This window comes from Variovorax sp. 22077, from assembly GCF_052044195.1.
GTDB lineage: Bacteria > Pseudomonadota > Gammaproteobacteria > Burkholderiales > Burkholderiaceae_C > Variovorax > Variovorax atrisoli.
This window is the reverse complement of sequence record NZ_JBQEQC010000033.1, coordinates 38,144-62,520: the sequence shown is the minus strand read 5'-3', so window position 1 is coordinate 62,520 and position 24,377 is coordinate 38,144. Positions and strand designations below refer to the sequence as shown.

Annotated in this window: 26 protein-coding genes; 5 read left to right on the top strand and 21 right to left on the bottom strand. The window is 67.0% G+C overall.

Translation table 11 applies throughout. The annotated features are described in order from the left end of the window. The 4 genes from ACTJLF_RS31835 to ACTJLF_RS31820 all read right to left on the bottom strand — a co-directional run. Nucleotides 1–185: nucleotidyl transferase AbiEii/AbiGii toxin family protein (locus ACTJLF_RS31835; RefSeq protein ID WP_440884659.1), on the bottom strand; the 185-nt coding region annotated here is incomplete at its 3' end. Further along, nucleotides 182–673: a helix-turn-helix domain-containing protein gene (locus ACTJLF_RS31830; protein ID WP_026346683.1), complete on the bottom strand. Its 492-nt coding sequence runs from the start codon at nt 671–673 to the stop codon at nt 182–184. The genes ACTJLF_RS31830 and ACTJLF_RS31835, both read right to left, overlap by 4 nt. A 294-nt stretch (nt 674–967) precedes the next feature. Next, nucleotides 968–1,825 (bottom strand): alpha/beta fold hydrolase, encoded by an 858-nt coding sequence (locus tag ACTJLF_RS31825; protein ID WP_440884658.1) that lies wholly within the window; start codon nt 1,823–1,825, stop codon nt 968–970. A gap of 19 nt (nt 1,826–1,844) precedes the next feature. Then, nucleotides 1,845–4,310, bottom strand: coding sequence for a catalase (locus tag ACTJLF_RS31820; RefSeq protein ID WP_240650142.1), 2,466 nt, complete (start codon nt 4,308–4,310; stop codon nt 1,845–1,847). Nucleotides 4,311–4,615: 305 nt separating this feature from the next. Between ACTJLF_RS31820 and ACTJLF_RS31815 the strand changes: the two genes are divergently transcribed. Beyond that, nucleotides 4,616–5,335, top strand: a complete 720-nt coding sequence (locus tag ACTJLF_RS31815) for a glycosyltransferase (protein ID WP_440884657.1) — start codon at nt 4,616–4,618, stop codon at nt 5,333–5,335. Between the two features lie 21 nt (nt 5,336–5,356). Further along, nucleotides 5,357–5,674, top strand: coding sequence for a DUF2934 domain-containing protein (locus ACTJLF_RS31810; RefSeq protein ID WP_440884656.1), 318 nt, complete (start codon nt 5,357–5,359; stop codon nt 5,672–5,674). A gap of 325 nt (nt 5,675–5,999) precedes the next feature. Here the strand turns inward: ACTJLF_RS31810 and ACTJLF_RS31805 are convergent, their stop codons facing one another. The 10 genes from ACTJLF_RS31805 to ACTJLF_RS31760 all read right to left on the bottom strand — a co-directional run bounded on the left by ACTJLF_RS31805 (nt 6,000) and on the right by ACTJLF_RS31760 (nt 15,390). Continuing rightward, nucleotides 6,000–6,239 (bottom strand): hypothetical protein, encoded by a 240-nt coding sequence (locus tag ACTJLF_RS31805; RefSeq protein ID WP_126185589.1) that lies wholly within the window; start codon nt 6,237–6,239, stop codon nt 6,000–6,002. A 46-nt stretch (nt 6,240–6,285) separates the two neighbouring features. Then, nucleotides 6,286–6,882 (bottom strand): class I SAM-dependent DNA methyltransferase, encoded by a 597-nt coding sequence (locus ACTJLF_RS31800; RefSeq protein ID WP_440884655.1) that lies wholly within the window; start codon nt 6,880–6,882, stop codon nt 6,286–6,288. 5 nt (nt 6,883–6,887) lie between these two features. Next, the gene (locus ACTJLF_RS31795) at nt 6,888–7,664 is read right to left on the bottom strand and encodes a PIG-L deacetylase family protein (protein WP_206169189.1); all 777 of its coding nucleotides are present in this window, start codon (nt 7,662–7,664) and stop codon (nt 6,888–6,890) included. Then, complete coding sequence (locus ACTJLF_RS31790) at nt 7,652–8,671, bottom strand: acyl-CoA dehydrogenase (protein ID WP_440884654.1); 1,020 nt, start codon at nt 8,669–8,671, stop codon at nt 7,652–7,654. The genes ACTJLF_RS31795 and ACTJLF_RS31790 overlap by 13 nt, the downstream gene beginning before the upstream one ends. A gap of 343 nt (nt 8,672–9,014) precedes the next feature. Next, nucleotides 9,015–10,790, bottom strand: a complete 1,776-nt coding sequence (locus ACTJLF_RS31785; protein ID WP_207918299.1) for a GMC family oxidoreductase — start codon at nt 10,788–10,790, stop codon at nt 9,015–9,017. A gap of 1 nt (nt 10,791) precedes the next feature. Further along, nucleotides 10,792–11,532 carry a gluconate 2-dehydrogenase subunit 3 family protein gene (locus ACTJLF_RS31780; RefSeq protein WP_440884653.1) on the bottom strand — a complete coding sequence of 247 codons (741 nt, stop codon included), beginning with the start codon at nt 11,530–11,532 and terminating at the stop codon, nt 10,792–10,794. Nucleotides 11,533–11,562: 30 nt separating this feature from the next. After that, nucleotides 11,563–12,918 (bottom strand): c-type cytochrome, encoded by a 1,356-nt coding sequence (locus ACTJLF_RS31775; protein ID WP_440884652.1) that lies wholly within the window; start codon nt 12,916–12,918, stop codon nt 11,563–11,565. Nucleotides 12,919–13,106: 188 nt separating this feature from the next. Next, nucleotides 13,107–14,009 carry a hypothetical protein gene (locus ACTJLF_RS31770; protein WP_354425147.1) on the bottom strand — a complete coding sequence of 301 codons (903 nt, stop codon included), beginning with the start codon at nt 14,007–14,009 and terminating at the stop codon, nt 13,107–13,109. 275 nt (nt 14,010–14,284) lie between these two features. Beyond that, complete coding sequence (locus ACTJLF_RS31765) at nt 14,285–15,067, bottom strand: SDR family oxidoreductase (RefSeq protein WP_126185594.1); 783 nt, start codon at nt 15,065–15,067, stop codon at nt 14,285–14,287. Continuing rightward, nucleotides 15,064–15,390 carry a nuclear transport factor 2 family protein gene (locus ACTJLF_RS31760; RefSeq protein WP_026346663.1) on the bottom strand — a complete coding sequence of 109 codons (327 nt, stop codon included), beginning with the start codon at nt 15,388–15,390 and terminating at the stop codon, nt 15,064–15,066. Before ACTJLF_RS31760 ends, ACTJLF_RS31765 begins: the two co-directional genes overlap by 4 nt. 102 nt (nt 15,391–15,492) lie before the next feature. Here ACTJLF_RS31760 and ACTJLF_RS31755 point away from each other — a divergent pair, with 102 nt between their 5' ends. Beyond that, on the top strand, nt 15,493–16,404 hold the full coding sequence (locus tag ACTJLF_RS31755; protein ID WP_440884651.1) for a LysR family transcriptional regulator: 912 nt from the start codon (nt 15,493–15,495) through the stop codon (nt 16,402–16,404). A gap of 106 nt (nt 16,405–16,510) precedes the next feature. Here the strand turns inward: ACTJLF_RS31755 and ACTJLF_RS31750 are convergent, their stop codons facing one another. Beyond that, entirely contained in the window at nt 16,511–17,347 is an 837-nt protein-coding gene (locus ACTJLF_RS31750; protein ID WP_019657251.1) for an alpha/beta fold hydrolase, read from the bottom strand. A gap of 179 nt (nt 17,348–17,526) precedes the next feature. Next, nucleotides 17,527–17,658 (bottom strand): hypothetical protein, encoded by a 132-nt coding sequence (locus tag ACTJLF_RS31745; protein ID WP_260310611.1) that lies wholly within the window; start codon nt 17,656–17,658, stop codon nt 17,527–17,529. Between the two features lie 541 nt (nt 17,659–18,199). On the opposite strand from ACTJLF_RS31745, the gene ACTJLF_RS31740 reads away from it, so the two are divergent. Further along, nucleotides 18,200–19,147 (top strand): helix-turn-helix transcriptional regulator, encoded by a 948-nt coding sequence (locus tag ACTJLF_RS31740; protein WP_080647916.1) that lies wholly within the window; start codon nt 18,200–18,202, stop codon nt 19,145–19,147. A 156-nt stretch (nt 19,148–19,303) separates the two neighbouring features. Here ACTJLF_RS31740 and ACTJLF_RS31735 read toward each other — a convergent pair whose 3' ends face one another. Next, nucleotides 19,304–20,746 carry a catalase gene (locus tag ACTJLF_RS31735; protein ID WP_440884650.1) on the bottom strand — a complete coding sequence of 481 codons (1,443 nt, stop codon included), beginning with the start codon at nt 20,744–20,746 and terminating at the stop codon, nt 19,304–19,306. 208 nt (nt 20,747–20,954) lie between these two features. Here ACTJLF_RS31735 and ACTJLF_RS31730 point away from each other — a divergent pair, with 208 nt between their 5' ends. Further along, entirely contained in the window at nt 20,955–21,647 is a 693-nt protein-coding gene (locus ACTJLF_RS31730; RefSeq protein ID WP_440884649.1) for a YoaK family protein, read from the top strand. A 30-nt stretch (nt 21,648–21,677) separates the two neighbouring features. Here the strand turns inward: ACTJLF_RS31730 and ACTJLF_RS31725 are convergent, their stop codons facing one another. The 4 genes from ACTJLF_RS31725 to ACTJLF_RS31710 form a co-directional block, all read right to left on the bottom strand. Next, nucleotides 21,678–22,292: an antibiotic biosynthesis monooxygenase gene (locus tag ACTJLF_RS31725; RefSeq protein ID WP_354413826.1), complete on the bottom strand. Its 615-nt coding sequence runs from the start codon at nt 22,290–22,292 to the stop codon at nt 21,678–21,680. A 23-nt stretch (nt 22,293–22,315) separates the two neighbouring features. Further along, nucleotides 22,316–22,654 carry a GNAT family N-acetyltransferase gene (locus tag ACTJLF_RS31720; RefSeq protein ID WP_126185601.1) on the bottom strand — a complete coding sequence of 113 codons (339 nt, stop codon included), beginning with the start codon at nt 22,652–22,654 and terminating at the stop codon, nt 22,316–22,318. A gap of 28 nt (nt 22,655–22,682) precedes the next feature. Next, the gene (locus ACTJLF_RS31715) at nt 22,683–23,327 is read right to left on the bottom strand and encodes an AraC family transcriptional regulator (protein ID WP_354327967.1); all 645 of its coding nucleotides are present in this window, start codon (nt 23,325–23,327) and stop codon (nt 22,683–22,685) included. Between the two features lie 118 nt (nt 23,328–23,445). After that, complete coding sequence (locus ACTJLF_RS31710) at nt 23,446–24,021, bottom strand: Dps family protein (protein WP_354327968.1); 576 nt, start codon at nt 24,019–24,021, stop codon at nt 23,446–23,448. Between the last annotated feature and the right edge of the window lie 356 nt (nt 24,022–24,377).

Sequence of the window (24,377 nt, the reverse complement as noted above, 5' to 3'; positions counted from 1 at the left end):
TCGGGAACGAAGATATCGATGTCCTTGCTCAGGCGGTGGCGGTAACGGAACATCAGCACGGTCCCGCCGCCAAAGGTCCAGAATGGATCGGCGACCCCGCCATAACGGGTGATCTCATCAATCAACGCCAGCGCGCGCGGAAGGAGCTTCTCCCAAGCACCGGCGGGCAGCGGTCCTGGCTTCATGCCCACAACGCTCGCCGATGCACAGACAACGCGTCGGCCAGCTTCGCCACGTTCCGCCAGATCCGCCTCGGTGGCAGGTGCGCACGCGAGGCCGTTTCCTCCACAGCCATCACCACGATGGGCACCGGCGCTTCGTCGAGCAGGTGGATCAGATGCGGGACAAAGGGGGCCGTGACTTCGCCGCTTGCGAGAACCTCTTCGAGCGCCTCGGGCCCCAGTTCACGCGCATAGCTGACGCTGGCCGTCTTGGCCGCCATCCACAGCCCGCGCTTCTTGCGCCGCACCAGCGTATCGGGCTTGGGAGTGTCCAGGCCCAGCACGGCCATCACCTGCCCCACACGGTTGACGCCCAGATCGCTCAGCGTGCCGTTCTCCAGGCCGACGAGGGTCTGACGAGACAGGCCGCTCAAGTGCGCCAACTGCGCCTGCGACATACCCAGTTCAACGCGACGCGCTCGTACAGCATCACCGATGTCGTGGAGGTTCATGGCAGCCCGCGATCAGATATGTCTAAAATATTGGACATATTACGCCTTTATCTTCCTGCATGCAAAGATGGGCAATCCGACCGAGAGATGGATGGGGACTTCCCGCTCAATCTCCGCGCTTCTACGGCCACGCGGCCAGAGACATCGCCGCAGGGCAAAGGAAACGCAAAGAAGATCCCTCTCCGTCGGGAAATCAATTCCGGTGCGCAAGCCGATTTGTTCCACATCGCCGGCCCATCGCGGTGTGGGGAAGCCGAAGCCCCTCAATGCTGAGGAACCATCGGTGTATAGGTTTCAGCGCCGAAGAAAATCCAGCAGCCGCGCCGCGAGTTCCACAGGCTTCTCCTCGGCCATGTGATGCCCGCAATCGAGCGCGCCGCCTTGCAGATCGCTCGCCCACGGCGCCCACACGCCGAGCACATCGCCGTACAGCGCTTCCAGATCATCCTGCTTCGACCACATGCACAGCATCGGACACCGGACCTTCCGGCCGTGCTGGCGGTCTTCTTCGTCGTGCGCGCAATCGATGCCCAGGCCCGCGCGGTAGTCTTCGACCATCGCATGCACGGTGTCCGGGTCATGGATGGCTTGCCGGAAGTCTTCGAACGCTTCGGCGCCCATGTGCTTCGGCGACCCGCCATACCAGGCCTCGGGGTCGGCAAGGATCGCGCGCTCGGGCTTGTCGGGCTGCGCATAGAAGAACCAGTGCCACCACCACTGCGCAAAGCGGGCGTTGCAGCGCTCCAGCGCCTCGACGATGGGAACCGCGTCCAGCACCACGAGGCGGCTGATCGCTTCCGGATGGTCCATGGCAGTCCGGAAGGCCACATAGGCACCGCGATCGTGGCCCACCACCGCGAAGCGCGGATGCCCGAGCCGCTCCATCAGCTGGACACAGTCGGCCGCCTTCGCGCGCTTGGACGAACCCGCGTGGTCCGAGGTGTCCACCGGCTTGGACGATCTGCCGAAACCGCGCAGGTCGGGACAGACCACGGTGAAGTGCCTCGCCAGCAGCGGCGCCACCTGCGCCCAGGTGGCGTGCGTGCGCGGATGCCCGTGCAGCAACAGCATGGGCGGACCGCTACCGCCATGGCGTACATGCAGCGTCGCGCCCTCCAGCTCCAGACGCACTTCAGCAAATCCATCGAACATGGTTCCAGGCTGAGGCCCCTCAAGCAGCCGGCGGGTCGTTCTCGCGTCCGAAATGCCTGTGCTGCCCCATGGCCGCAATGAACGCCTCGATAGCCTCCTCAGCGTCGACGGCATCGGCCAGGATGAGACCGGGATCTTCGGCACCATCGGGCAAGGTCATGGGGATCTGCGCTTGCGCCACCAGCGCGTCGGAGGCGCCCAGCGCCAGGATGGTCTTGCAGTGCCAGTACTGGTCGCGCAGGAACTCGAGCGTGTGGGCGTCGGCGTCCAGCGCCTCCACGGCGGCTGCACCGTCGGGCAGCACCAGGGCGTCGAACAGGAAGCCGGGCGAGTTCTCCAGTGTCGCATCCACGGCGAACCGTTCTCCTGCCGCACCGATGCAGGTTCCGAGCCGCGCTCCGACGAGCCGTGGCACCGCGCCGGCGGCCACGAGCGCCGAGACCACCTTGCCCAGCGATGCACCTTCGACGCCGTTGGCGACCAGGACCGCCACCTTGCGCGTGCGAATACCGCCGTCACCCGGCCTCGCCATCAGCGACAGCGCGGGCGACTGATCGACCTCGGGCGTCGCAGGCGTCTCCAGGGCCTTGGGCAGCGGCGCCGGCAGTTCCATGCCCAGGTCCTGCGCAAGGCGCTGCGCGAGCTCGGGCGCCGCGTTCAGCAGGCTGGCCACGACACGCTCGCGAACGGCCGGCACCGTGACCTTGGAGAGCTCGAAGCGGAAGGCGTTGCCGATGTGCGCCTGTTCGACGGGCGTCTGGCTTTCGAAGAAGAGGCGGGCCTGGGTGTAGTGGTCGGCGAATTTCTCGGGCTTGATGCGCACCTTGTCCGCGCTTTCCTTGGCATCGAGGCGGCGTGCGATGCTCGTGAATCCTTGCGCCGCGCCGGCCTGGAACGGACACCCGCCGGCCAACGAGTTGGGCTCGTAGGCGACGCGCCCGCGATGGATCGCCTGTCGATGCATGCCGTCGCGCTGGTTGTTGTGCACCTGCGCGATCGGCGCATTGATCGGCAGCTCGTGGAAGTTGGGGCCGCCCAGGCGGCTGATCTGGGTGTCGACGTAGGAGTGAATGCGGCCGGCCAGCAGCGGATCGTTCGTGAAGTCGATTCCCGGCACGACGTGGGCCGCGCAGAAGGCCACCTGCTCCGTCTCCGCGAAGAAGTTGTCGGGATTGCGATTGAGCACCATGCGCCCGACGATGCGCACCGGCACCAGCTCTTCCGGAACGATCTTGGTGGCGTCGAGGATGTCGAAGCTGAACTTCTCGGCCTGCTCCTCGGTGAAGATCTGCAGCCCCAGCTCCCACTCGGGATACTCGCCGGCATCGATGGCTTCCCACAGGTCGCGGCGGTGGAAGTCGGGATCGGCGCCGGAGATCTTCACCGCCTCCTCCCACACGAGCGAATGCGTGCCCAGCTTCGGTTGCCAGTGGAACTTCACGAGAAAGGCCTCACCCTCCTCGTTGACGAGCCGGAAAGTGTGCACGCCGAAGCCCTGCATCATGCGATAGCTGCGCGGAATGGCGCGATCCGACATCTGCCACATCAGCATGTGGGTGGATTCGGGCATGAGCGATACGAAGTCCCAGAACGTGTCGTGCGCACTGGCCGCCTGCGGCATCTGGTGATGCGGCTCGGGCTTCACCGCATGCACCAGGTCCGGAAACTTCATCGCATCCTGGATGAAGAACACGGGCATGTTGTTGCCCACCAGGTCCCAGTTGCCTTCGTCCGTGTAGAACTTGACGGCGAAGCCGCGCACATCGCGAGCAGTGTCCTTCGAGCCGCGCTCGCCCGCCACGGTCGAGAAGCGAACGAATACCGGCGTCACCTTGCCGGCCTCCTTGAAGGGCGCCGCCTTGGTGAACTCGGTGAGCGGCTGGTAGCACTCGAAGAAGCCGTGCGCCCCCGAGCCGCGCGCGTGCACGATGCGTTCCGGGATGCGCTCGTGATCGAAGTGGGTGATCTTCTCGCGCAGGATGAAGTCTTCGAGCAGCACCGGACCGCGGGCGCCGGCCTTGAGCGAATTCTGGTTGTCCGCAATGCCCACGCCCTGGTTCGTCGTGAGCACTTGCCCACTCGAATCGACGCGCACGCGGTCGAGCGTGCCGATTGTCGCGTTAAGGCCCTCGGGCGCCACGGTGCCGGTCTTGTCGGAATCGTTGTGTTCCGACAGGGTGCTCGCACCCGGCAGGCGTGACGGCGGCGTGACGGTGGCACCTGCCGGCGTGGCCTGGGCGTTGGCTTCGCCGTGCTCGAGCGGCTTGTTGGGGTTGGAAGGCATTCCAGCGGCCAGCGCCTGCGTGTCGATGGCCTTCTGTGTGGGTGCATCGCCTCGGCCTGCCGCTTCGGGAGGGGGGCTGGCAGGGCCGCTGTCGGTATTGCGCGCGGCGGCGCGGGCCGCATCGATCTCGGCAGGGCTTGCGGCCGACCTGGCCGCGGGAGAAGAAGCTGGAGAAAGGGAGGTGGGGTTTTTCTTGGCCATGTCGCTCTCGTGAAGTGGGAGCGCGACGCTAGGAGCCCTGCAGGCACGGCGCTGTAGGAACGCACCGCGCGCAGGCCGCTGATAAACGGGCCGCGATGCTGTTCGGCCCCAGGGCGACGGGGCCTCCAGCAAGCGCGCCTGCCTTTCGGTGCGAACGAACACCGGCGCCGTTGCGGTGCGATGGGCCACCTGCACCCCAGCCTACAAATGCACCGCGTGCGTGCTGACGCGGCGCGGGTTGCTGCCCATTCAGTCTCGGAAGCATCCATCCCGCCCAGCGCATGCAACCGGAAAGAGAAACACGAATGATCGGAATCGCCGTCCCTGCGCACAACGAAGAAGCCTGCATCCGTGCCTGCCTGCGCGCCCTGGGCGATGCGGCCCGGCATCCTGGGCTGAACGGCGAAGCCGTCGAGATCGTCGTGGTCCTGGATCAATGCAGCGACGCCACGGGGGTCCATGCCCAGGCGTGCGGGGCCGGCACCGTGAGCATCCGGGCACACAACGTCGGAATGGCCCGTGCAGTGGGGGCCCAGGCGCTCCTGGAGCGCGGGGCCCGCTGGCTCGCCTTCACCGATGCCGACACGATGGTGTCCCCCTCGTGGCTCGTCGACCAGCTCTCCCTGCGCTGCGACGCGGTGTGCGGCACCGTGGGCGTGGCCGACTGGACACCCCACGGCGAGAACGCACCGCTCCTGGCCGAACACTTCCGGCGGACCTACACGGACGACGAAGACCATTCACACATACATGGGGCCAACATGGGCGTGTCCGCGGCCGCCTACCGGCGAGCGGGCGGTTTCAGGCACCTGGCGTGCAGCGAAGACGTTGCCTTGGTCGATGCATTGATCGCATCGGGCGCGCACGTGGCGCGCAGCGCGAAGCCGCGCGTGGTCACGAGCGCGCGCAAGGAGGCGAGAGCTGCGGGCGGCTTCGCGGATGCGCTGATCCACGCCGTCGTTCAGCACCTGGAGGCCGTCTCGCAGCCCCTGGGTGTTGCTATGCACGTTCCCGCGACCCCGTAGAACCCTTTTCAAGGAGCCCTCATGAAGCAAGATGCGAAATCCAAGCCGATGTCGCCCGTCAACATCGAGCAGAACAGAGCGATCGGACAGGACAGTCCCACCGAAGGCAGCCACATGGGCAAGGAGGCGCAGAAGACGCAAGGTGCTCCTGGACAGGACGACTCGAGCGAGCGGATCGGCCGGGCCGAGCAGACCGACGCAACGGGCCCCGGCCGCGAAGAAGCCATCCGCCGGGCGGCCTACGAGGCCTACCTGCGACGAGGCGACGCCCCGGGCAGCGCCACCGACGACTGGCTCGAAGCGGAAGCGCAATTGGACAGACAGCGCAGCCAGCCGTAGCGCAAGGCGCGGTAGCTGCGCGGCAGTGCGGGAAACGAGCGGCTACTTCGAGGTGGACGGGTGTGCATGGTCCTGCGGCGGCGCCGCAGCGCCTGGGGCGGAAACATCGGCGGCGCCTTTCTTCGGCCCGTGCATCCCAACGGCCAAGAGCAAGCAGACGACGCTGACCACGCCCGCTGTGAGCAGCGCAGCCATGAGGCGGCGAACGATGCGGACGTTGGGATCCCGGTGTCTGCGGTGCATGGGGGCTCCTCATTCGGTGCGTCACTCGCAAAGTGCTTGCCCGGCTGATCCACGACCCGCCGGATGAAAGGGTGAAGGACGCCTACTTCGAAGGCTCCGTCTTGAAAAGCCCCCGGATGTTGAGCGCGGCCAGGCAGACCTGCAGGGCAATCAGCGCAAAGGCGGAACTGTGCAAGCCCCACACCGTCCACAGCGCGTTGCTCAGCAGGAACACCCAGAACCCCCAGTTCCGGCGCCGCCGCGTCTCGGATGCGACCAGCCAGGCCGCAGCAAGTGATGCCAGAAAGGCCGGCCACTGAATCAGATCGAGCATGTCGTCCATGAGCTTGTTCTCGTCGCGAATCCGGTTCGAACGCCAACGACGCCGGTCATCGGATGCCCTCGCGCTCGGCCACCGAGTGACCGTCGCGTCCCCAGACCTGCAGCACGAAGTCGTCCTCCTCGTGGAACACCAGGCGCGGCAGACCGAGCGCGGCCAGTGCCGCGTGGACTTCGTCCGTGGAAAGGCGCCGTTCGTCGAAATCCGGGCGCCAGTCACAGGCCACCAGCGTGCCATCGGCTTCGAGCGAGGCTTGGCAGCACTCGGCCACGCGACGCATCTCGTCCCGATCGAGGAAGTACCCCACCTCGCTCAGGACGATCAGGTCGAAGCGGCCCGCGTCGCGCGGCCATTGCGCCGGAAGGATGTGCTGCACCACCTGCACGTTGGTCAGTGCACGGGTGCTCCTGCATGCGATCTCTACCGCCTGCGGCGAGAAATCGCTCGCGAGCAGGTGATCGCAGCGCTGCGAAAGCGCCTGCGTCAGCTCGCCGGTGCCGCAGCCGGGCTCGTAGGCACGCCGATACCGGGGCTGCGGCAAGGCCGCCAGCAGCAGCGCGCGCTTGCGGATCTCGTACCAGCGCTGTCGCACCGCGTAGGGATCCTCGCTGGCCGCATACATGCCGTCGAAGTAAGGCCGCAACACGCCGCTCACAGGAACATCACCTCGTAGGCGCGCTGCGCGCGAGCAATGGTAGTGGCCCTCAGCACAGGTCCGGCACCCGTCGAGGCATCACTCCGCATCTGGCTGGCAAACGCCTGCACCGCGGCGCGCTTGCGGCGCACCGCGTCTTCGTCCAGGTCGAGGCGAACGGCGTGTTGCCATGGCATGCGCGCATCGCCAGGACGCGCCCAGTGCCATCCCCACACGGGCACTTCCACCAGCCGCGCGCCCGCGCTCGCGGCGGCCAGCGCGCAGGCCTGCCCGGTCGCTTCATGGTCCGGATGGCCATCGCCTCGCCAGGTCGTGAACACCACGTCGCGCGGCCGAAGCAACGAGACGAGGCGCGCCGCCAACGTGCCGCGCAAGGGGGCCAGGCCACCGTCGGGCAAGCCCAGCCGCACGGGCTCGATCGACAGGCCCAGACGCCGCAGCGCCAGCCGGCTTTCGCGCGGGCGCTGCATGGCGAGCCGCTCGACCGGCCACTCGGTCGATCCGGGATGACTGGCCGTGCCGTCGGTCACGGCAATCACCGCGACCCGTGCGCCGCCATCGCCGCCATCGCCCTCGTCGTTCAATTGCGCGAGCAGGCCGCCGACCGAGAGCACCTCGTCGTCGGGGTGCGGGGCCACCACGACGGCGCGCGCACCGCGCGGCACCAGCGTGCGCGCGTCAATCGAGGGCAGCTGCGCCAGGCCCGGCCAGCCGTTCCACTCGGCTTCGGTGGTGCCTTCTCCTCGAATGCGCGGACGGGCTAGAGCTTCCACGAATCCTGCCCCTCCCCGTCGTCTGGCGCAGCGAGCGAGCCGAGTGCGGCAAGATCGCGCTCCGCGTGGCTTTGCCGCAGGAACACGGGCAGGTCGGCCATGGCCTGTGCGAAGGTGGGGTCGCGACACAGCGGCCCCGCACCCAGCGCCCTGCCCGCATGGCTCATGACCTCGTTGGCCGCCTGCTCCACGGCCAGGCGCGCGCGCAAAGCCACCTGCCTCGCATCGTCGCGCGGATGGCGGTCGATCCACGCGGCCGTCTCCCGCAGCAGTGCGGCCGCAGGCGTCAATGCCGCATCGATGGCGCCGAGGTGTGCCAGCCGATGGGCATCGGGGGCCCTGCCCATGAGGCCACGGACCTTTCGCGCGATGCCCCATGCGCCGCCGAACCAGCACGCGGCGATGCCCGCACCGCCTTGCCAGAACCCGGGGCGCTGCGTGTAGTCGCCGGGCTGCCCGAGCCAGCGGGCCCGTGCGCGGTCGAACCGGACATTCACGCTGGCCGAGGCAGCCATGCCCACGGCGTGCCATCCCTCGCCCGTCACCAGAACACCGGGCTGGTCCATCTCGACCATGGCAAGGCAAGGCTTGCCGTCCCGGTTCCAGCAACTCACGACCGCGTGCGTGACGGCGGCGGCGCCCGAGCACCACGCCTTGGTGCCGCTCAGCCGGATGTCTTCGCCACCACCCTCCTCGTCTTCGGCCATCACGCGGGCATCCGGCGGCTCGGCGCACCATGTCGCCCAGCGTGCGCCTGCAGCGGCGATAGAGGCGCCACCCAGTTCGGCCTGGATCGCGAGCGCGTCCGTGTGCCCCTCGAAAAGCTTGACCAGCGAAAGATCATGGGCCGCCACTTCCGCCAGCACACGCCACCGCGCCAAGGTGCGGCCGCCGCCCGGCATGGGCAGGACGTCCAGTCCCGCCTCCACGAGATGCCGCAGCGCCAGATCGCCGCCGAGCCGGAGCTGCAAGTGCCGCAGGTCGGTGTCGCTGGAGTGGTCGTACATGGATGATCGATGGAGACGGGAAGGACTTCAGGACAAGGTAGACAGGCGCCGCGCCGCCACCCGTCGGCGGGCCGCCCTCGCCTTTGTAGGAAGAACCGCGAGGCCCGGGCCCGTCTCTCCATGGTTGATCAGCGGCATGTCGGGCCGCCGGGTCTGCTGGCAGCTTCGAAGCAAACGCCGGCCGCAGTCCGTTGCCGGGACCCTTCGACCAGGAGACCCGCCGCTCAAGCCCGCGCTGTTCAGGCCGGGCCTTTTTGCTCCAACCACCTGGACGCGATGGTCATGCAGCGCAGGCATTTGCCTCGCGTCGCAGCTCGCGGTCGTCGGTGTGCGCTCGCGCCTCTCAGGCCATCGGCCCGGGGGCCTTGAGATAGCGCTCGCGAATCGCCTTCGCCGACCAGTAGGTCAGCGCCGCCACCAGTCCGGTCGGGTTGTAGCCCAGGCCTTGCGGGAAGGCCGAGGCGCCCGGCACGAAGACGTTGTGCACGTCCCAGCTCTGCAGGTAGCGGTTGACCGCGCTGGTGCCCGGGTCGACGCCCATGATCGCGCCGCCGTTGAGGTGGGTCGTCTGGTAGCCCACGACGTCGAAGTGCTCGCCGAAGTTCTTGACGAGAACACGCAGGGACTTCGGGCCCATGGCCTCGGCGATGCGCTGCATCTTCTGCGCCATGAAGCGCGTCATGCGGATGTCGTTGTCCTTCCAGTCGAAAGTCATGCGCAGCAGCGGCAGGCCCCACGCGTCCTTGTAGGTCGGGTCCAGGCTCAGGTAGTTGTCGCGATAGCTCATGTGCGCGCCGTGCGCGTCCATCGAGATGGTGTGGTTGTAGTTGTCGGCCACGGCCTTCTTCCAGCCGCTGCCCCAGGCCGGCGCGCCGTCGGGCAGCGAGATGCCGCTGATGGGCTTGGCGCCGGCCTGGTTGACCCACATCGGCGAGCCGCCGACGAAGCCGGCCGGGCCGTGATCGAAGTTGTCGGCATTGAAGTCGTCGATTGCGACGCCGTTGCCGCCCGCGCCGATGAAGGGATTGGCGTGCACGTCCTTGTCGAAGTAGGCCTTGATGGTCGCCATGTTCTGGTAGGCGAAGTTGCGCCCCACCGTGCCCTGGCCGGTGGCCGGGTCGTACGGCGTGCCGATGCCGGACAGCAGCATCAGCCGCACGTTGTGGAACTGGAAGGCCGCGATGACGACGATGTCGGCCGGCTGCTCGACCTCGCTGCCCTGCGCGTCGAGATAGGTCACGCCAGTCGCGCTGCGGCGGTCGCCCGAGAGGTTCACCCTGAGCACGTGGGCGTTGGTGCGCAGTTCGAAGTTCGGCGCCAGCCGCAGCGCCGGCAGCACGTTGACGTTGGGCGATGCCTTCGAATAGTTGTAGCAGACGTAGCCGCTGCAGTAGCCGCAGAAGTTGCACGGCCCCATCTGGCAGCCGTAGGGGTTGGTGTAGGGTCCGGAGGCGTTGGCCGAGGGCAGGTCGTAGGGATGGTGGCCGAGCTTTCGCGCCGCCTCGCCGAAGCGCTGCGCCGACACCGTGCGCTTCTGCGGCGGCAGCGGGAAGTCGCTCGAGCGGTCCGGTGCGAACGGGTTGCCGCCCTCGCCCACCCGCTTGCCCGCCACCGTCCATGCCGCGCCCGAAGTGCCGAAGACCTTCTCCGCGAAGTCGAAATGCGGCTCCAGCTCCTCGTAGCTGACGCCGAAGTCCTGGATGGTCATGCCCTCGGGAATGAACTTGCGGCCATAGCGTTCCTCGTAGTGGCTACGCAGCCGCAGCTCGACGGGGTCCACCCGGAAGTGCACGCCCGACCAGTGCAGCCCCGCCCCACCCACGCCCGTGCCCGGCAGGAAGGCGCCCAACTGGCGATAGGGCAGCGCCGTGTCGTTCACGCCGTGTCGCACGGTGACTGTTTCGCGCGAGACGTCCTGGAAGAGCTTGCGGCGGATGCTGTAGGCCAGCTCGTCCAGCACCTTGGGATAGATGCCGTCGGTGGCGGTGTCGCGCATCGGCCCCCGCTCGAGCGCGACCACGTTCAGGCCGGCCTCGGTCAGCTCCTTGGCCATGATCGCCCCGGTCCAGCCGAAGCCGACGATCACCACGTCGGCCTTCTTCATCGTGCGCGCCGCCATCTCAGCCTCGCCTCCCGCTCAGGTCCACCGGCGGCAAGGGGTACGGAACGTCGCGCTCAACCCAATCCATGAAGTCGGCGCGCACGCCGGGAAAGCCGATCAGCTTCCATCCGGCCAGGCCGCGGTTGCCGCCATGCACGGGATCGGCAAAGAAGCCTTCGCGCACGTTCTGCAGCAGCAGCGAAAAGAAAAGCCCGGCCGGCACGGTGTCGAACTGCGCCTGCCCTGCTTCGATGGCATGCAAGACCGCGTCCTGCGCATCCGCCGCGAGCTGGGCAAAGGGCTTGCCGTGCGCCTTGCGCGCATGGCCATCGGCGGCGGCGAGGCCCAGCCGATAGATCTGCTGCGGCGTGAGCTGCGACTGGTAGCCCAGCGCGGCCGGCGCATCGGCCTGGAACGGGCCCTGCATGTACCACAGCGCCCCCGCGGCCCAGGGCGTGTCCATCTGCCGGTCGATGAACTCCGGCACGCCTGCCTCGATCGCCCCAGGCCCCAGCGCGTCGCTCGGAATCAACCGACCGCTGGCGGCGCGGACGAAGGCCCATTCGTCCGCCGTGAAAAAGCGTGGCGTGTAGGGCTGCGTTTCCGGGGCCGCGCCCGCGCTGCCGGGCGTTGCCGCCGCCGGCCGGCTGTCGCAGGCGGGCAGCGCCACGGCGGCGAAGGTCGCTGCGCCCAGGCCCTTGAATAGCCTGCGCCTGGAAGAGGAATCGGGGGAAGAATCGGGTGAGTTCGGTGCGGTCACGGGGATGCTCCTGTGTGTGGCGTCCAAGGCCTATCGGGCGGCAGGCGACTGCGCGGCCATTTCCTTCTCGACAGCCTTGCGAATGGGGCCCACGCGCGCCGCGTCCACCGCCGGCGCCTGGTTGCCCCAGCTCTGGCGCACGAAGCTCGCGAGCTGCGCGACCTCATCGTCCGACAGGCGCCAGCCGAAGCCGGGCATGGCCAGCTCGGAAGGCGCCGTGCCCGTGGCGGGCAACTTGCTGCCTTGCAGGATCAGCCGGATGACCGAGCTCGGATCGGCGCTCAACACGGTCGAGTTGCCGGCGATGCCGGGAAAGACCTGCGCGTAGCCCTTGCCGTCGCTGCGATGGCAGCCTGCGCAGTTGTCCGCGTAAAGCTCGGCGCCGCGTGTCGCGTTGACGCCCTGCCCCAGGGCCGTGGCGGTGGCGGGATCCGCCTTGAATGTCGACACCGAATCGGCGCTCGGCCCCAGCGTCTTCAGATAGGCGGCCACGGCGTTCAGGTCCTCGTCGCTCAGGTGCTGCGTGCTGTGCACGATGGCGTCGTTCATCGGACCGCCGACCACCGCGTGGGACGCGTTGCGTGCCGCGCGCAGGGTGGCAACGATGTCGGCCGCCGACCAGGCGCCCAGGCCGTCCGCAGGATTGCCGCGCAGGTTCACCGCGACCCATCCGTCGATGACGGGACCGCCCGCCAGGTAGGCCGGCCCCGACTCGTCCAGCGCCTTCTCCTGCATCGTCAGCGACCGCGGCGTATGGCAGCTGCCGCAATGGCCCAGCCCCTGCACGAGGTACGCGCCGCGCGCCACCGACATGTCCGCATAGCGGTGGGCATCGAAGGCGATGGCATCGGGCTTTGGCGCAAAGGCCTTGCGCCACAGCGCCAGCGGCCAGCGGATCGACAAGGGCCAGACCAGGCCGCGCGGATGCGGTGTCGCAGGTGCCGGCGCCACGCCATGCATGAAGAAGGCGTACAGCGCGCGCACGTCGTCGTCCGTCATGCGCGCATAGGAGGGAAAGGGCATCGCCGGATACAGCGAGTCGCCATCGGCCCGGATGCCATGGCGCACCGCGCGATCGAAGTCGTCCAGCGAGTAACTGCCGATGCCGCTGTCGCGATCGGGCGTGATGTTGGTGCTGTAGATCGCGCCGATCGGCGAGGCCAGCGGCAGCCCGCCCGCGAAGGGCGCGCCGCCTGCCGCGGTGTGGCAGGCGATGCAGTCGCCTGCCTGTGCGAGGTACTTGCCCTTGGCCACCAGGCCCGGCGAACCGCTGTCCGCGCCGGCGGCGATGGTCCTCGTGGACGTCGGCCACAGCGCCAGCGCCAGCAGGGCCACGAGGACGAGTGCCGCAAGGCCGAGCACAGCCCATAGGTACTTTTTCAGCATCGATGCGCTCCTCTCGGGGGCGGTCCGTTCAAGGTGGGAGAGATGTCGACGAGCATTTCCGGCACCAGCAGCCGAGGCCGAACAAAGACGGCGCTTCGAACAGTTTGCAGCAAGCCCGGATTTCTTGCATCGACGTCGTCGGCGCCGCTGCGCTCGACGAAGCGGCGTCCACGCTGCCGGAGACGACTTCAGGGCGCGTCAGGCGCGGCACCGCGGGCGGTCTCGACGGGCAGCTCGAGTTCCTTCGCCACCTCTGCGAGATACGCATTGACCAGCGGAATGGACAGGACCCGCTTGGCTTCCTCGCGCGCATCGCACGGCAAGGTGCCGAATTTCACATTGGCCCCGGGAAAGGGCGAGACCTTCCCCGCTTCGACGCCCGCCAGCCATGCCTTGAAACGGGTCCGGTTCTCCGAGGAGGGCTGATCGGATCTGTCCAGCGCGTCGAAGAGAGCCTGGGCATAGGCGAGGTAGTTTCTGAACGCGTGCACGTTACCCGATATGTCGTCCGGGTTGTCGCCGAAGAGGCTGTCCCAGGCATGCCCCCAGATCACGTTGTAGGCCTTGAGCGTCTCCCCTTCGCCGTGCACGTGGGCGTAGCTGTCGCCCAGCGCATGGATCAGGAAGCCGACCTTCCAGAACTCCTTCCGGTTCTCGGGACGCAGGTCGAATTTCCGGATCATCGCGGCAAGGCGCTCGCGCCTCGCCTCGACCGCCTTCTGGTGCCCGCCGTGCAGCGAGTGAAGCGTTTCGACGATCCGCTGCCGGTAGGGAAGCCACACCACGCCCCATATCGCCACCGCGGTGGCCGAGTACGAGAGCGCCAGATCATCGGGCGCCTGGCTGAACAGCGTGATCTCCCGGTTGACCTCGGCGCTGAGGCCGGCCAGTTCCGCCACCTTGTTGGTCGTGAAGTAATGGCCGTCGGGGGCGAACTCGATGTCGGGACGGGAGCACACCTCGGGAAGCGGGTTGGGGTTGCCGGGACCTTTGCCGATCTCGACCATGGCCTGCTGGAAGTCTGCCGCGACGCAGGGCATACCGAGGACTGCGGCCAGAAGGAATCCCGCTGCCTGGCCCGGCCACTTCATGCCAGCCTCCTCTCGCCGACGCCGGTCCGAGCCGCAGGCACGCATGGGTCGGACAGGGCACGAGGCAGGGCGGGGGCAGGCATAGGCGGTATGGTTGAGCAAGAAACAAGGGCTGCGATCCTAGCGGTGGCCGCTCGCCACGAGAAGAGCCTGTGCGCAGGCGTTGCCTGGCCCATACGGCGCCAGGTTGCGTTCATGCATTCCCGCTGCGCTAGCGCCACGATCTCTTTACGGGCTCGGCAGGCTGCATGCGCTCATCTTGTCATTTGCCCTGGCTACAGCGTGGGAACCGTGCCGCCGTCGATCCGATATTCAGCCCCAGCGATCGAAGCGGACCGCGGGGACGCCAGGAAGGCGATCAGATCGGCTACCTCCTGAGGTGCGGCGGGGCGGCCCACCGGAATTCCGCCCAGCCAATCCATGACGATCTTCTTGCCGCCCTCGTAGTCCGTCCCGGCCTGTGCAGCCATCCGCTGCGCAAACGCGACGGAAGCCTCGGTCTCGATCCAGCCGGGTGCAACACTCAGCACGCGAACTCCCTTGGGCGTCACTTCCCTTGCCAGCGACTTGCTGTACGTGGTGAGGGCTCCCTTGGCCGCGGCGTAGGCGGTCGTCGACTCGGGCAGAGGCAGTACGCGCTGGATGGAACTCACGTGGATGATGACACCCGAGCCTTGAGCCAGCATCGCTGGAAGCAGCGCACGATCCAGACGCACGGCAGGCATCAGGTTCAGGTTCAACTCGGCGAACCAGTGCTCGTCACTGATCGCAGCGAAGCCGCCGCCAGGAGTCTTTGAGCCGCCGAGCACGTTGATCAAGATGTCGGCGCCGCCCCAATCCTGCAGGATGGCCTGAGCGAAGTGACTCGTGCCTTCTGCCGTCGACAGGTCGGCAGCCACGTAAGTGACCCCCTTCAGCGGCTGCGCTGGCACGGTGCGCGCGGACGTCGCCACGCGGGCGCCGGCCTCTGCAAGGGTTTTGACGACTGCAGCGCCCAGGCCCAGCGTGCCGCCGGTGACCACTGCCCGCAGGCCATTCAGGTGAAGGTCGAAGTTCATGCCGTGACCTCCAGCGATGCGATCAGGCCTCTTTCAAGGCGAAAGCGGTAGGACAGGACGATCGGGCTGCCCGGGAAGTTGCCGGTGACGTTGGCGCGCACGAGTTGGAAGCCGTCCTCCCGCTCGATGGCGAACGGCACACTCGTTGCGCCGTACTTGGCCGAGGCTTCGGCCATGAAGGCCTTGATGGCGTTGATGCCCGTGTAGGTATGACCATCGTCCTTCATGACGGCTTGCGACGTGAAGCAATGCGCCAGGGCTTCAGGGTTGTGCTCCGCCGCAAAGTACGCGGCGATCGGCTCGGGAAGGGTCAGGGTGTTCACTTTTTTGGCTCCATGAGATCACTGAAGCCCCGAGGATGCGCGCCGGGGTGAATTTAATGAATACCCTAGAATCCGGATGAGCTGTGTAGAAACGAATACATAATGCGCGGATCCGACTTTGCCGAGTTGAAGGCCTTCGTGGCCGTCGTGGAACGCCAGAGCTTCGCGCGTGCCGCAGAGCATCTGGGCCTCTCGCCCTCGGCACTCAGCCAGACCATCCGTCAGCTCGAAGGCCGCATCGGCGCTCGCCTTCTGAATCGAACGACCCGAAGCGTCGCGCCGTCGGCAAGCGGCGAGCTGCTCTACAGGCGCATAGCTCCGCTGTTCCGGGAGATGGCTGCTGCAGTCGCTGAAGCCGCCGATGCGACAGGACAGATGAGCGGCACGCTGCGCATCAACACGCTCGGGATCGCAGCGAGAACCATCATTGCCCCCCGCCTTTCACGCTTCCATCAAGCACACCCCGACGTGGTTCTCGACATCGTGGTCGACGACGCGCTGGCCGATATTGTTGTTGGCCGCTTCGACGCAGGGATCCGGGTGGGCAACCGGCTCGAGAAGGACATGGTGGCCGTGCGCCTCACACCGGACCTGAACATGGTTGCCGTGGCGTCGCCGGACTACCTCGCGCGTCGAGGAACGCCCAAGTCACCCGCCGAACTGCATGACCATGCATGCATCAACTGGCGCCTCCAGATGGACGGTCGGCACTATCGCTGGGAGTTCAAGAAGCGGGGGCAACGACTCGAAGTCGCGGTGGATGGCCCCGTCGTCACCAACCATGCCGACATCGGCATTGCTGCCGCGCTGAACGGGCTGGGCATTGCCTATCACTTCGACGCAGATGGCGTGGGCGAACTGCTGGGCCAGGGGCGGCTCGTCCAAGTCCTTGCGGACTGGTCGATCTCGCGCCCGGGACTGTTCCTCTACTATCCGAACAGGCAGCATCGACCTGCCCTCCTCGGCGCATTCATCGACTGCCTGCTGGATAGAAAACCGTTCGATGGGGTCTAGACCCTAGAACGGACGAGCGGCCGGGTGCCCTTCAGCCAGTTCTACCTCACCTGGCCAACGGCGCCGCCCCCAGACGCACCGGGAGGGCGCCCCTTTGTCCGACGCCTCAGCTCTTGAAGAACGCCAGCAGATCCGGATTGAGAACGTCTGCGTTGACGGTGAGCATGCCGTGGGAGTAGCCCTTGTACACCTTGAGCGTGCCGTTCTTCAGCAGCTTGATCGACTTCAGCGCGGCGTCGGCGATCGGAACGATCTGATCGTCGTCGCCATGCATGACCAGGGTCGGAATGGTGATCGCTTGGAGGTCCGCCGTCTGATCGGTTTCCGAGAAGGCCTTGATGCCGTCATAGTGGGCCTTGGCGCTGCCCATCATGCCCTGCCGCCACCAGTTCTGGATCACCCCCTGGGAGACCTTCGCGCCCTCGCGGTTGAAGCCGTAGAACGGGCCGGTCGCGACGTCTAGGAACAGCTGTGCCCGGTTGTCGGCGACACCCTTGCGGAAGCCGTCGAACACTTCGACCGGCAAGCCTTCCGGATTGCTCGCTGTCTTGAGCATCAAGGGGGGGACGGCACTCACGAGCACGGCCTTCGCGGCGCGGCCGCTGGGCTGGCCGAACTTCGCGACGTAGCGCGCCACCTCGCCGCCGCCGGTCGAGTGTCCGACGTGGAAGACCTTGGTCAGGTTTAGCGCCTCGACGACGGCGAAGGCATCGGCAGCGTAGTGGTCCATGTCGTGGCCCTCGCTGACCTGCGCCGATCGCCCATGGCCGCGCCGGTCATGCGCGATCACGCGGTAGCCGCGCTGCACGAAGAAGAGCATCTGGGCATCCCAGTCGTCGCTCGAAAGAGGCCAGCCATGATGGAACATGATGGGCTGGCCGTCCTTGGGTCCCCAGTCCTTGTAGAAGATCTCTACGCCGTCCTTGGTGGTGATCGTGTTCATGAGGTGATGTCCTTTCTGAGAATGCGCTGTTGCGCGGTGCTTGGTGGAGGGAGTTGCATTCCCCGCCATCGGGAGACCGGCGATCGCCAGGGTCCCCGCGCCGGCGAGAAGAAGCTTGCGCCTGTCGCTGTCGAAAACGGTGTGAAGATCGAGCTGTTTCATGTGTGACCTCGGCAGCTTCAGGCTTGCGCTTCAAAGGCAGCGACTGAACGGACTGCCTCGAGAACGACATCGGCTTCCACCTTCTGTTCGGACACCCAGGCCAAGTGAACCAGCAGGACGGGGATCATGGGATCGGTGGGAATATTCATGGGTTTCCTGAAAGAAATCAACGGGCTCGGATCGCGCAAGCCGACCGTTTTGAAGACGGCGGCGATCCATGGAGCCTGACTATGAGGCGCAGCGCAACGCGCGTATTGCACATTCGGCGCCCGGATTGAACGCTTGTTTTTCCTCCGCGTCCGAGGCGCCGCATCGGCTTGCGCGACAACCTCGCGACCGCGACCGCCTTGGCCTCCCGCTCGACTATTGATTTTCAGGAACAAGTTTTTTGCCGCGGGCGGGGTTTTCCGGCAAGGGGACCGAACGCACACTCGGCGCCGATCGCGCACTGCTTCGCCTCACTCGCGACCAGCACCGCTCGGCCGTCGCGGCACGCCACATCTACACTGGCCGCTGGCACGCAATGTGCGAAAGGAAGAACGAGGTCGAGCCGACAAGGGTGCAGCCCCCACGGGTTCGATCGACTGCGTGAGGACTATCTTCAAGGAGGCGCGCAAAATTTCTATCCATCGTTCGTCGCAGCGCCGCCAATCGGATACCCCGTCACTTCAACTCCCGCCCTCCCAGTTCATGCGCGCCGAAATCACTCTCAACGAAGGGAGAGGTCAACCGCTCCCCGCAGGGCAAGGGCTCGCGCCACAAGACCTGCTCGGGTGCACGGTCGACCATCTGCAGAGAAATCAGGAACTTTCGGCTGACGGCGTTCGCATCTATCGCAAGACCGTGAACGCCCATGAGCGTCACCATGTCGAGACGGCCGCCAGCGGGCGAGGCGTCCTGCTCGGCATCTCGTTGCGCGACGGTCATCGTCGACGAATCCTTCATGAACACCATGCGTCTTGTCACGACTTCGGCAAAGGCTCGATCTATGTGCGCGATTTCTGCGACCGCTATCGCGCGGACATGCAAAGCGGCTTCGACTTCGTGCTGCTCGAGATCTCCCACCCGGCCCTGCAGCGCGCCATCGACGAAAGACCGGGGCCGCGCGTTGGCGGCCTGGTCGATGTCGCGGGCGTCAGGGACGAGGTGCTCGCCCATCTCGCAAGCGCGCTGATCCCTGCGCTCGAACGTCCTGCCGAGGTCAGCCTGCTGTTCATCGATCAGCTCAGCGTTGCGATGACGAGCTACCTGGTCGACAACTACGGTCGCGCCGCGCCTGCCACCGAGCCGCGGCCGAACCGGCTGCTTTCGCGTTCGCACGAGGCGCGCGTCAAGGAGATGTTGCGCAGCAAGATGGACGGCAGCATTTCGATCGCCGAGATTGCCGACGCCTGCAACCTGTCGCGCAGCTATTTCATCCGCGCCTTTCGCGAGACCACCGGCCAGACACCGCACCAATGGCTGACCGCACAGCGGCTGGAACGCGCGCGCGCGTTGCTGGAGGACGCCGAGCGGCCTCTGGCGGACGTGGCCGCAGCCTGCGGCTTTGCGGACCAGAGTCACTTCACGCGCGTCTTTTCCCAGCACACCGGCATGCCGCCGGGCGGCTGGCGCAAAAAGATGCAGCTTGAAAAATGAGGATGGCCGAACGCGGATGCCGATACGAAACGCCGAGTTCTGCAGTCCTTCCTACTCGCCACCCCGCACCTGCTCGATCGACTCCGTGACGCCATGGAGCGTGCATTGCGAGAACCGTCCGCACCCTGGCCGCACGCCGCACGGCGCGGCCTGCGGCTAGATGCCGAGCTGCGCTGCGATCGCCTGCCCCAGCACAGCGTCGACCAGCCTGAAGTGCTCGATCTGCCGTCGCTGGATGGTCTCGGGCACGCCCGCCATCGCCGCTGCGACGTTGGCGGCCAGACGCTCCCGCTCCGCGCTGCCCATCCGGCGGTACAGCGCCGTGGCCTGCACATAGTCCCCGAGGCCCTGGCGATCGTCGAAGCGCGCCGCATCGCCGCTCAGCGGTAGCGCAGGCTCCGCGTGCCGTCGATCAGGACGCGGTCCGCCGAAGGAGTTGGGCTCGTAGTAGGCGTCGGTGCGAGGCGGCACGTCCAGCCGCATCGCACCGTCGGCGTGGTAGGTGTGCACCGGCGCGCGCGGGCGGTTCACCGGCAGCGCCGCATGGTGCGTGCCGACGCGGTAGCGCTGCGCGTCGGCATACGCCAGCAGGCGTCCTTGCAGCAGTCTGTCGGGCGAGATGCACAGGCCCGGCACCATGTGCGCCGGGTTGAAGGTCGCCTGTTCCACCTGCGCGAAATAGTTGTCGGGGTTCGCGTCGAGCGTGAGCTCGCCCAGTTCGACGAGCGGGAATTCGTCTTGCGGCCAGACCTTGGTGGGGTCGAAGGCATTGAAGGACAGCGCCTCGGCCTGCTGCTGGCTCATGAGCTGCACATGCAGCGACCAGCGCGGGTGCTCGCCACGCTCGATGGCCTCGAACAGGTCGCGCTGCGCGCTCTCGCGGTCCTCGGCGATGGTGGCGCGGGCCTGCGCATCGGTGAGGCAGCGAATGCCCTGCCGCGTCTTGAAATGGAACTTGACCCAGCAGCGCTCGTTGGCGTCGTTGATGAGCCCGAACGCATGTGCGCCGTAGCCGTGCATGTGGCGGTAGCTGCTGGGCAGGCCGCGATCGGAGAACAGCATCACGATCTGGTGAATGCTCTCCGGCGAGAGCGACCAGAAGTCCCAGATGGCGGTGGACGAACGCAGGTGGCTCACCGGATGGCGCTTGAGCGCGCGCACCAGGTCGGGAAACTTCTGCGGATCGCGAATGCACGCCACCGGCAGGTGGCTGCCTACCAGGTCCCAGTTGCCTTCTTCCGTATAGGCCTTGAGGGCGAAGCCGCGCATGTCGCGTTCGGCATCCGCGCAGCCGCGTTCGCCCGTGAGCCCCGAGAAGCGCACCAGCACCGGCGTGACCCGGCCCGGCTGCAGGAAGTGCGCGCGGGTGTGGCGTGCAATGTCGCCCGTGATGCGCAGCTTGCCCAACGCGGCCGCGCCCTTGGCGTGCAGCACCCGCTCCGGAATGCGCTCGCGCGCCAGGTAGGCGAGCTTTTCGGCCATCTGGTAGTCCTGCAGGAGGATCGGTCCGCGCGGTCCCGCGGTGATCGAGTGCTGGCTGTCTGCCACGGGTGCGCCGCCTGCGGTGGTCAAGGTCGGCGGCCTTGGGTTTGTCGTCATGGCGATGTCCCTGATCGAGTCTCGCGGCATGGTGAGCCGCAGGAACGCGCGTGTCTTGAACAGGAGTCGTCTGTTTTGAACGACGGCAGGCTGCAAGCCCCATGCTGCGACGCAACAGCACCCGAATCTGCAAGGCCGCACCCAACCCGACAAGACGACGCCGCGCGCAGGGTGCACCATGGAGCCCCACTCACGACAGGCCCCTGCCATGAAACCCACCCTGCCCCAGCTCATGAGCCTCAACGGCGGCTTCGTCGACACCGCAGGCTTCCTGGCGCTGCACGGCCTGTTCACCGCGCACGTGACGGGCAATTTCGTGACCATCGGCGCGGCACTGGTACACGGCACCTCGGGCGCACTCACCAAGCTGCTGGCGCTGCCTGTGTTCTGCGCGGTGGTGATGCTTGCCCGCCTGCTGAGCTACAGCCTGCCCGGCCTGGGCCTGCCGGTGATGCGGACCATGCTGGTGCTCAAGGCGGTGCTGCTGCTGGCGGGCGGCGTGCTGGCCATCCTTTTCGGCCCCTTCGCCGATGGCGACCGCGCCACGGCGATGATCGCGGGCCTGGTGCTGGTCTCGGCCATGGCCCTCCAGAACGCGGTGCACCGCATCCACCTGGGCAGCGCGCCACCCACCACGCTGATGACAGGCACGACCACGCAGGTCATGGTCGACCTGGCCGACCTGATGCGCGGCGGCCAGGCACCTCAAGACAAGGCCGCAGCGCATGCCCGCATACGGCGCATGTCGGCCGCGGTGGCGTGGTTTGCCGCCGGCTGCGCGGCGGCGGCGCTCATCTACGCGCGCTGGGACGTGTGGTGCTTTGCCGTGCCGCCCGTGCTGGCGGCGCTGGCGGTGGTGCTGCAGCGCAGCACGCACGAAGGCGACGCCGCCGCGCGGTAGCACCGCGATCCCTGGCTCCGGTGCCGGGGGTCACTTGTAGAGCCAGCGCGCCATCAGGCGCGTATACCTCGGCATGATCAGGTACACCATCAGCCCCACGACGGCGGCTGAAGCAATCAGGTGCTCCACCGCATGGAAGGACAGCACGGGCACCGGCGCGAGCAACGAGTGCAGCACCGCGGGCACGAGCATGGTCAGGGGGTAGATCACCGACAGCGTCAGCAGGAACTGCTTGTAGCGTTTGGCCGGCGGCTGCCCCGCGGGCGGGTGGAACCAGAACTCCAGGCCGCTGCGTGTCTCGACCTTCTCTTCCATCTCCAGTAGCGGCTGCGCCTCTTCGATCAAACGGCGGCGAGCGTCCGAGTCGAACCAGTCCTGGGCATGCGCGAGCGAGTCGAAGCGGATGGTGATGGTGTATTGCAAGCTCCCTGCCCCAGGGTGAATCACATTGACGCCACGGTGTCCTGGAAAGCGGGACGCAATGGGCACCACCTTCTTCAGCCACCGCTCATAGTCTTCCACCCTGTCGCGCCGAACGGTCTGCTGGATCACGGCCGTGACGGTTTCGGCCCCGGGCGGCGCGCGCCCGGCGATCTCGTCCAGCGTGGCGGTGCGCAAGGTGGGTTGTCGGTCGTCGGCGGTCATGTTCGGTGGCCTGTTCAAGGGTCTCAGAGGCCGATCATCTTGCGACCCTCGTCGGTCAGCAGGTCGTGCGTTTCGGGGTGTGCGCGCATGTAGCCATTGAATACCGGGCACTGCGGAACCACGCGCAGCCCGCGCTCGCGTGCCGAGGCGAGGCCGGCGAGCACGAGCTGCTTCGCGATGCCCTGCCCTTGCAGGGCTTCGGGCACGAGCGTGTGAATGAACGTGATGACGTTGCCTTCGAGCGAATAGACGGCGACCGCGTGATGGCCTTGCGACACATATTCGAAGCGGTGCTTCGCCGGGTTGTCCTGAACCAGGGAAGAGGCAGGAAGGGAAGGAGAAGGCGAAGAAGCAGTGGTCATGGAAAGCTCGCGACAGGGACGGTTGGATTCAATGCAGGTGCCGCAGGTGCAACGGCCGGCGGGGCGCTGCGGCGGTGGCCCCGTCATTCTTCCCGAACCGGCGCACCAGGTGGGCGCAGATGGTCAGTGCCAGGTGTTGCTGCACGAGCGAGCCGGCGCGTTGCGGCCGCTCGAACAGGGCCAGCACGGCCGCACCCAGGCTGCACATCACCGGGTCGACCACGCCGGGGGCACACACCAGGCTGCTCACATGCACCATGCCCGACGCGCGCGCCACGGCGCGCACCAGCGCGTGCGGCACGTAGAACTGCAACGCATCCAGCGGGTTGCCCAGGTAGCTCGCGACCTCGTCGCGCAGATCGACGATGCCGAGGGCACCCGGCTCATAGCCGCGCACCACCGAGGGCCGCCCGCGCACCCAGGTTTCGTGATGGCGCATGCCGAGAAGGTGCAGCGTGACTAGGAAGGCATCTTCGGGAGGGATCTCCCGCTTCATGCCCAACTGGTCGGACAGGCAGGTGATGCGCGTGACGACGAAGGGCGCCATCAAGGACTCCGCGCCAGCTGCCGGCGCGTTGGGCGCCGGCAGCATGACGAGCGAGGGCGCGGATGGCAACTCGAAATACCGGCCCAGCAGGTCGCCGTAGGCGCCTTCGCGCGTCACGGAAAGCATCGGCCCTTGGTGAACGCCGGCGGACCGGCATTCACCACCGAGTCCCGCTCCTTGCAGGAACGCTCACTGCCATCACGCAAGGCAAGAGTGGCCACAGCGGGGGCAAAAACGGGGGGACTCAGCCCTGGCGCACCGACTCGAACAGGAACCACGTACGGCGCTCGGCCTCATCGATCCAGTTCTCCAGCACGCTGGCCGTGGCCACATCGCCGTACTCGTCGCACACCGCGTGCGCGGCTCGCATGAAGCCGGCCAGGCGCTGGTTGTCCTCGCGCAGTTCGGCCAGCATGCCGATGGGGGTCACGAAGTCGGCGTCGTTGTCGGACAGGCGCTGCAGGCGCACGGCATGGCCGGTGGAACGCAGCGTGGTGCCACCCACCTTGCGCACGCGCTCTGCGATGGGGTCGACCGTGGCGAAGATCTGGTCGGCCTGCTCGTCCAGCAGCAGGTGATAGTCGCGAAACGACGGACCCGACATGTGCCAATGAAAGTTCTTCGTCTTGAAGTACAGCGCGAACACGTCGGCCAGCAGCACGTTCAGTGCGGCGGAAATGTCGCGCGTGGCGTCGGCGCCCAGGTCGCTCGGCGTGTGCAGCGACGCCACGCGGCGCGCCTTGGTTCTGTCGGCCAGGGCCTTGACGGCTTTGGCGGTGTTTGCGCTCTTTGCAGGCTTGGTGGACTTGGATGTGGCCATGGGTCTTCCTTGGAAAGTGCCGTGGGTTGGCGAAATGCCGTCTGCCGTCAGCGAGGCAGATGGCAAAGACGAAAAAGCGGGGATCGGCCCTTGGAGCGCATCCTCGTTGCAACGAAGGTGCGCGTCTTGTCGATTAATGAGACCGTTTGGATATTTGCCGTCGCGGTGCCCAGGGCGCGGGCAATTCGTTCGTTCGCGGGTGACCAACGAAATCGAACTCGCAGTGGCGCGCGACGTGCCGGCGCTCATCATCTGCACATCGCCGGCCAAATCATCGAGCCCGTGCTCATCGAATCCTCGTGCTGAAGCGCGCCGTACAGCACGGAAGTAAAGCTCTCCATGGCGCGGTTCGGATA

Coding starts and splice junctions, on each gene's coding strand:
- ACTJLF_RS31830 (WP_026346683.1), bottom strand. CDS start 673: ATGAACCTCCACGACATCGGTGATGCTGTACGAGCGCGTCGCGTTGAA.
- ACTJLF_RS31825 (WP_440884658.1), bottom strand. CDS start 1,825: ATGTTCGATGGATTTGCTGAAGTGCGTCTGGAGCTGGAGGGCGCGACG.
- ACTJLF_RS31820 (WP_240650142.1), bottom strand. CDS start 4,310: ATGGCCAAGAAAAACCCCACCTCCCTTTCTCCAGCTTCTTCTCCCGCG.
- ACTJLF_RS31815 (WP_440884657.1), top strand. CDS start 4,616: ATGATCGGAATCGCCGTCCCTGCGCACAACGAAGAAGCCTGCATCCGT.
- ACTJLF_RS31810 (WP_440884656.1), top strand. CDS start 5,357: ATGAAGCAAGATGCGAAATCCAAGCCGATGTCGCCCGTCAACATCGAG.
- ACTJLF_RS31805 (WP_126185589.1), bottom strand. CDS start 6,239: ATGGACGACATGCTCGATCTGATTCAGTGGCCGGCCTTTCTGGCATCA.
- ACTJLF_RS31790 (WP_440884654.1), bottom strand. CDS start 8,671: ATGTACGACCACTCCAGCGACACCGACCTGCGGCACTTGCAGCTCCGG.
- ACTJLF_RS31785 (WP_207918299.1), bottom strand. CDS start 10,790: ATGGCGGCGCGCACGATGAAGAAGGCCGACGTGGTGATCGTCGGCTTC.
- ACTJLF_RS31775 (WP_440884652.1), bottom strand. CDS start 12,918: ATGCTGAAAAAGTACCTATGGGCTGTGCTCGGCCTTGCGGCACTCGTC.
- ACTJLF_RS31770 (WP_354425147.1), bottom strand. CDS start 14,009: ATGAAGTGGCCGGGCCAGGCAGCGGGATTCCTTCTGGCCGCAGTCCTC.
- ACTJLF_RS31765 (WP_126185594.1), bottom strand. CDS start 15,067: ATGAACTTCGACCTTCACCTGAATGGCCTGCGGGCAGTGGTCACCGGC.
- ACTJLF_RS31755 (WP_440884651.1), top strand. CDS start 15,493: ATGCGCGGATCCGACTTTGCCGAGTTGAAGGCCTTCGTGGCCGTCGTG.
- ACTJLF_RS31750 (WP_019657251.1), bottom strand. CDS start 17,347: ATGAACACGATCACCACCAAGGACGGCGTAGAGATCTTCTACAAGGAC.
- ACTJLF_RS31745 (WP_260310611.1), bottom strand. CDS start 17,658: ATGAATATTCCCACCGATCCCATGATCCCCGTCCTGCTGGTTCACTTG.
- ACTJLF_RS31740 (WP_080647916.1), top strand. CDS start 18,200: ATGCGCGCCGAAATCACTCTCAACGAAGGGAGAGGTCAACCGCTCCCC.
- ACTJLF_RS31735 (WP_440884650.1), bottom strand. CDS start 20,746: ATGACGACAAACCCAAGGCCGCCGACCTTGACCACCGCAGGCGGCGCA.
- ACTJLF_RS31730 (WP_440884649.1), top strand. CDS start 20,955: ATGAAACCCACCCTGCCCCAGCTCATGAGCCTCAACGGCGGCTTCGTC.
- ACTJLF_RS31725 (WP_354413826.1), bottom strand. CDS start 22,292: ATGACCGCCGACGACCGACAACCCACCTTGCGCACCGCCACGCTGGAC.
- ACTJLF_RS31720 (WP_126185601.1), bottom strand. CDS start 22,654: ATGACCACTGCTTCTTCGCCTTCTCCTTCCCTTCCTGCCTCTTCCCTG.
- ACTJLF_RS31715 (WP_354327967.1), bottom strand. CDS start 23,327: ATGCTTTCCGTGACGCGCGAAGGCGCCTACGGCGACCTGCTGGGCCGG.
- ACTJLF_RS31710 (WP_354327968.1), bottom strand. CDS start 24,021: ATGGCCACATCCAAGTCCACCAAGCCTGCAAAGAGCGCAAACACCGCC.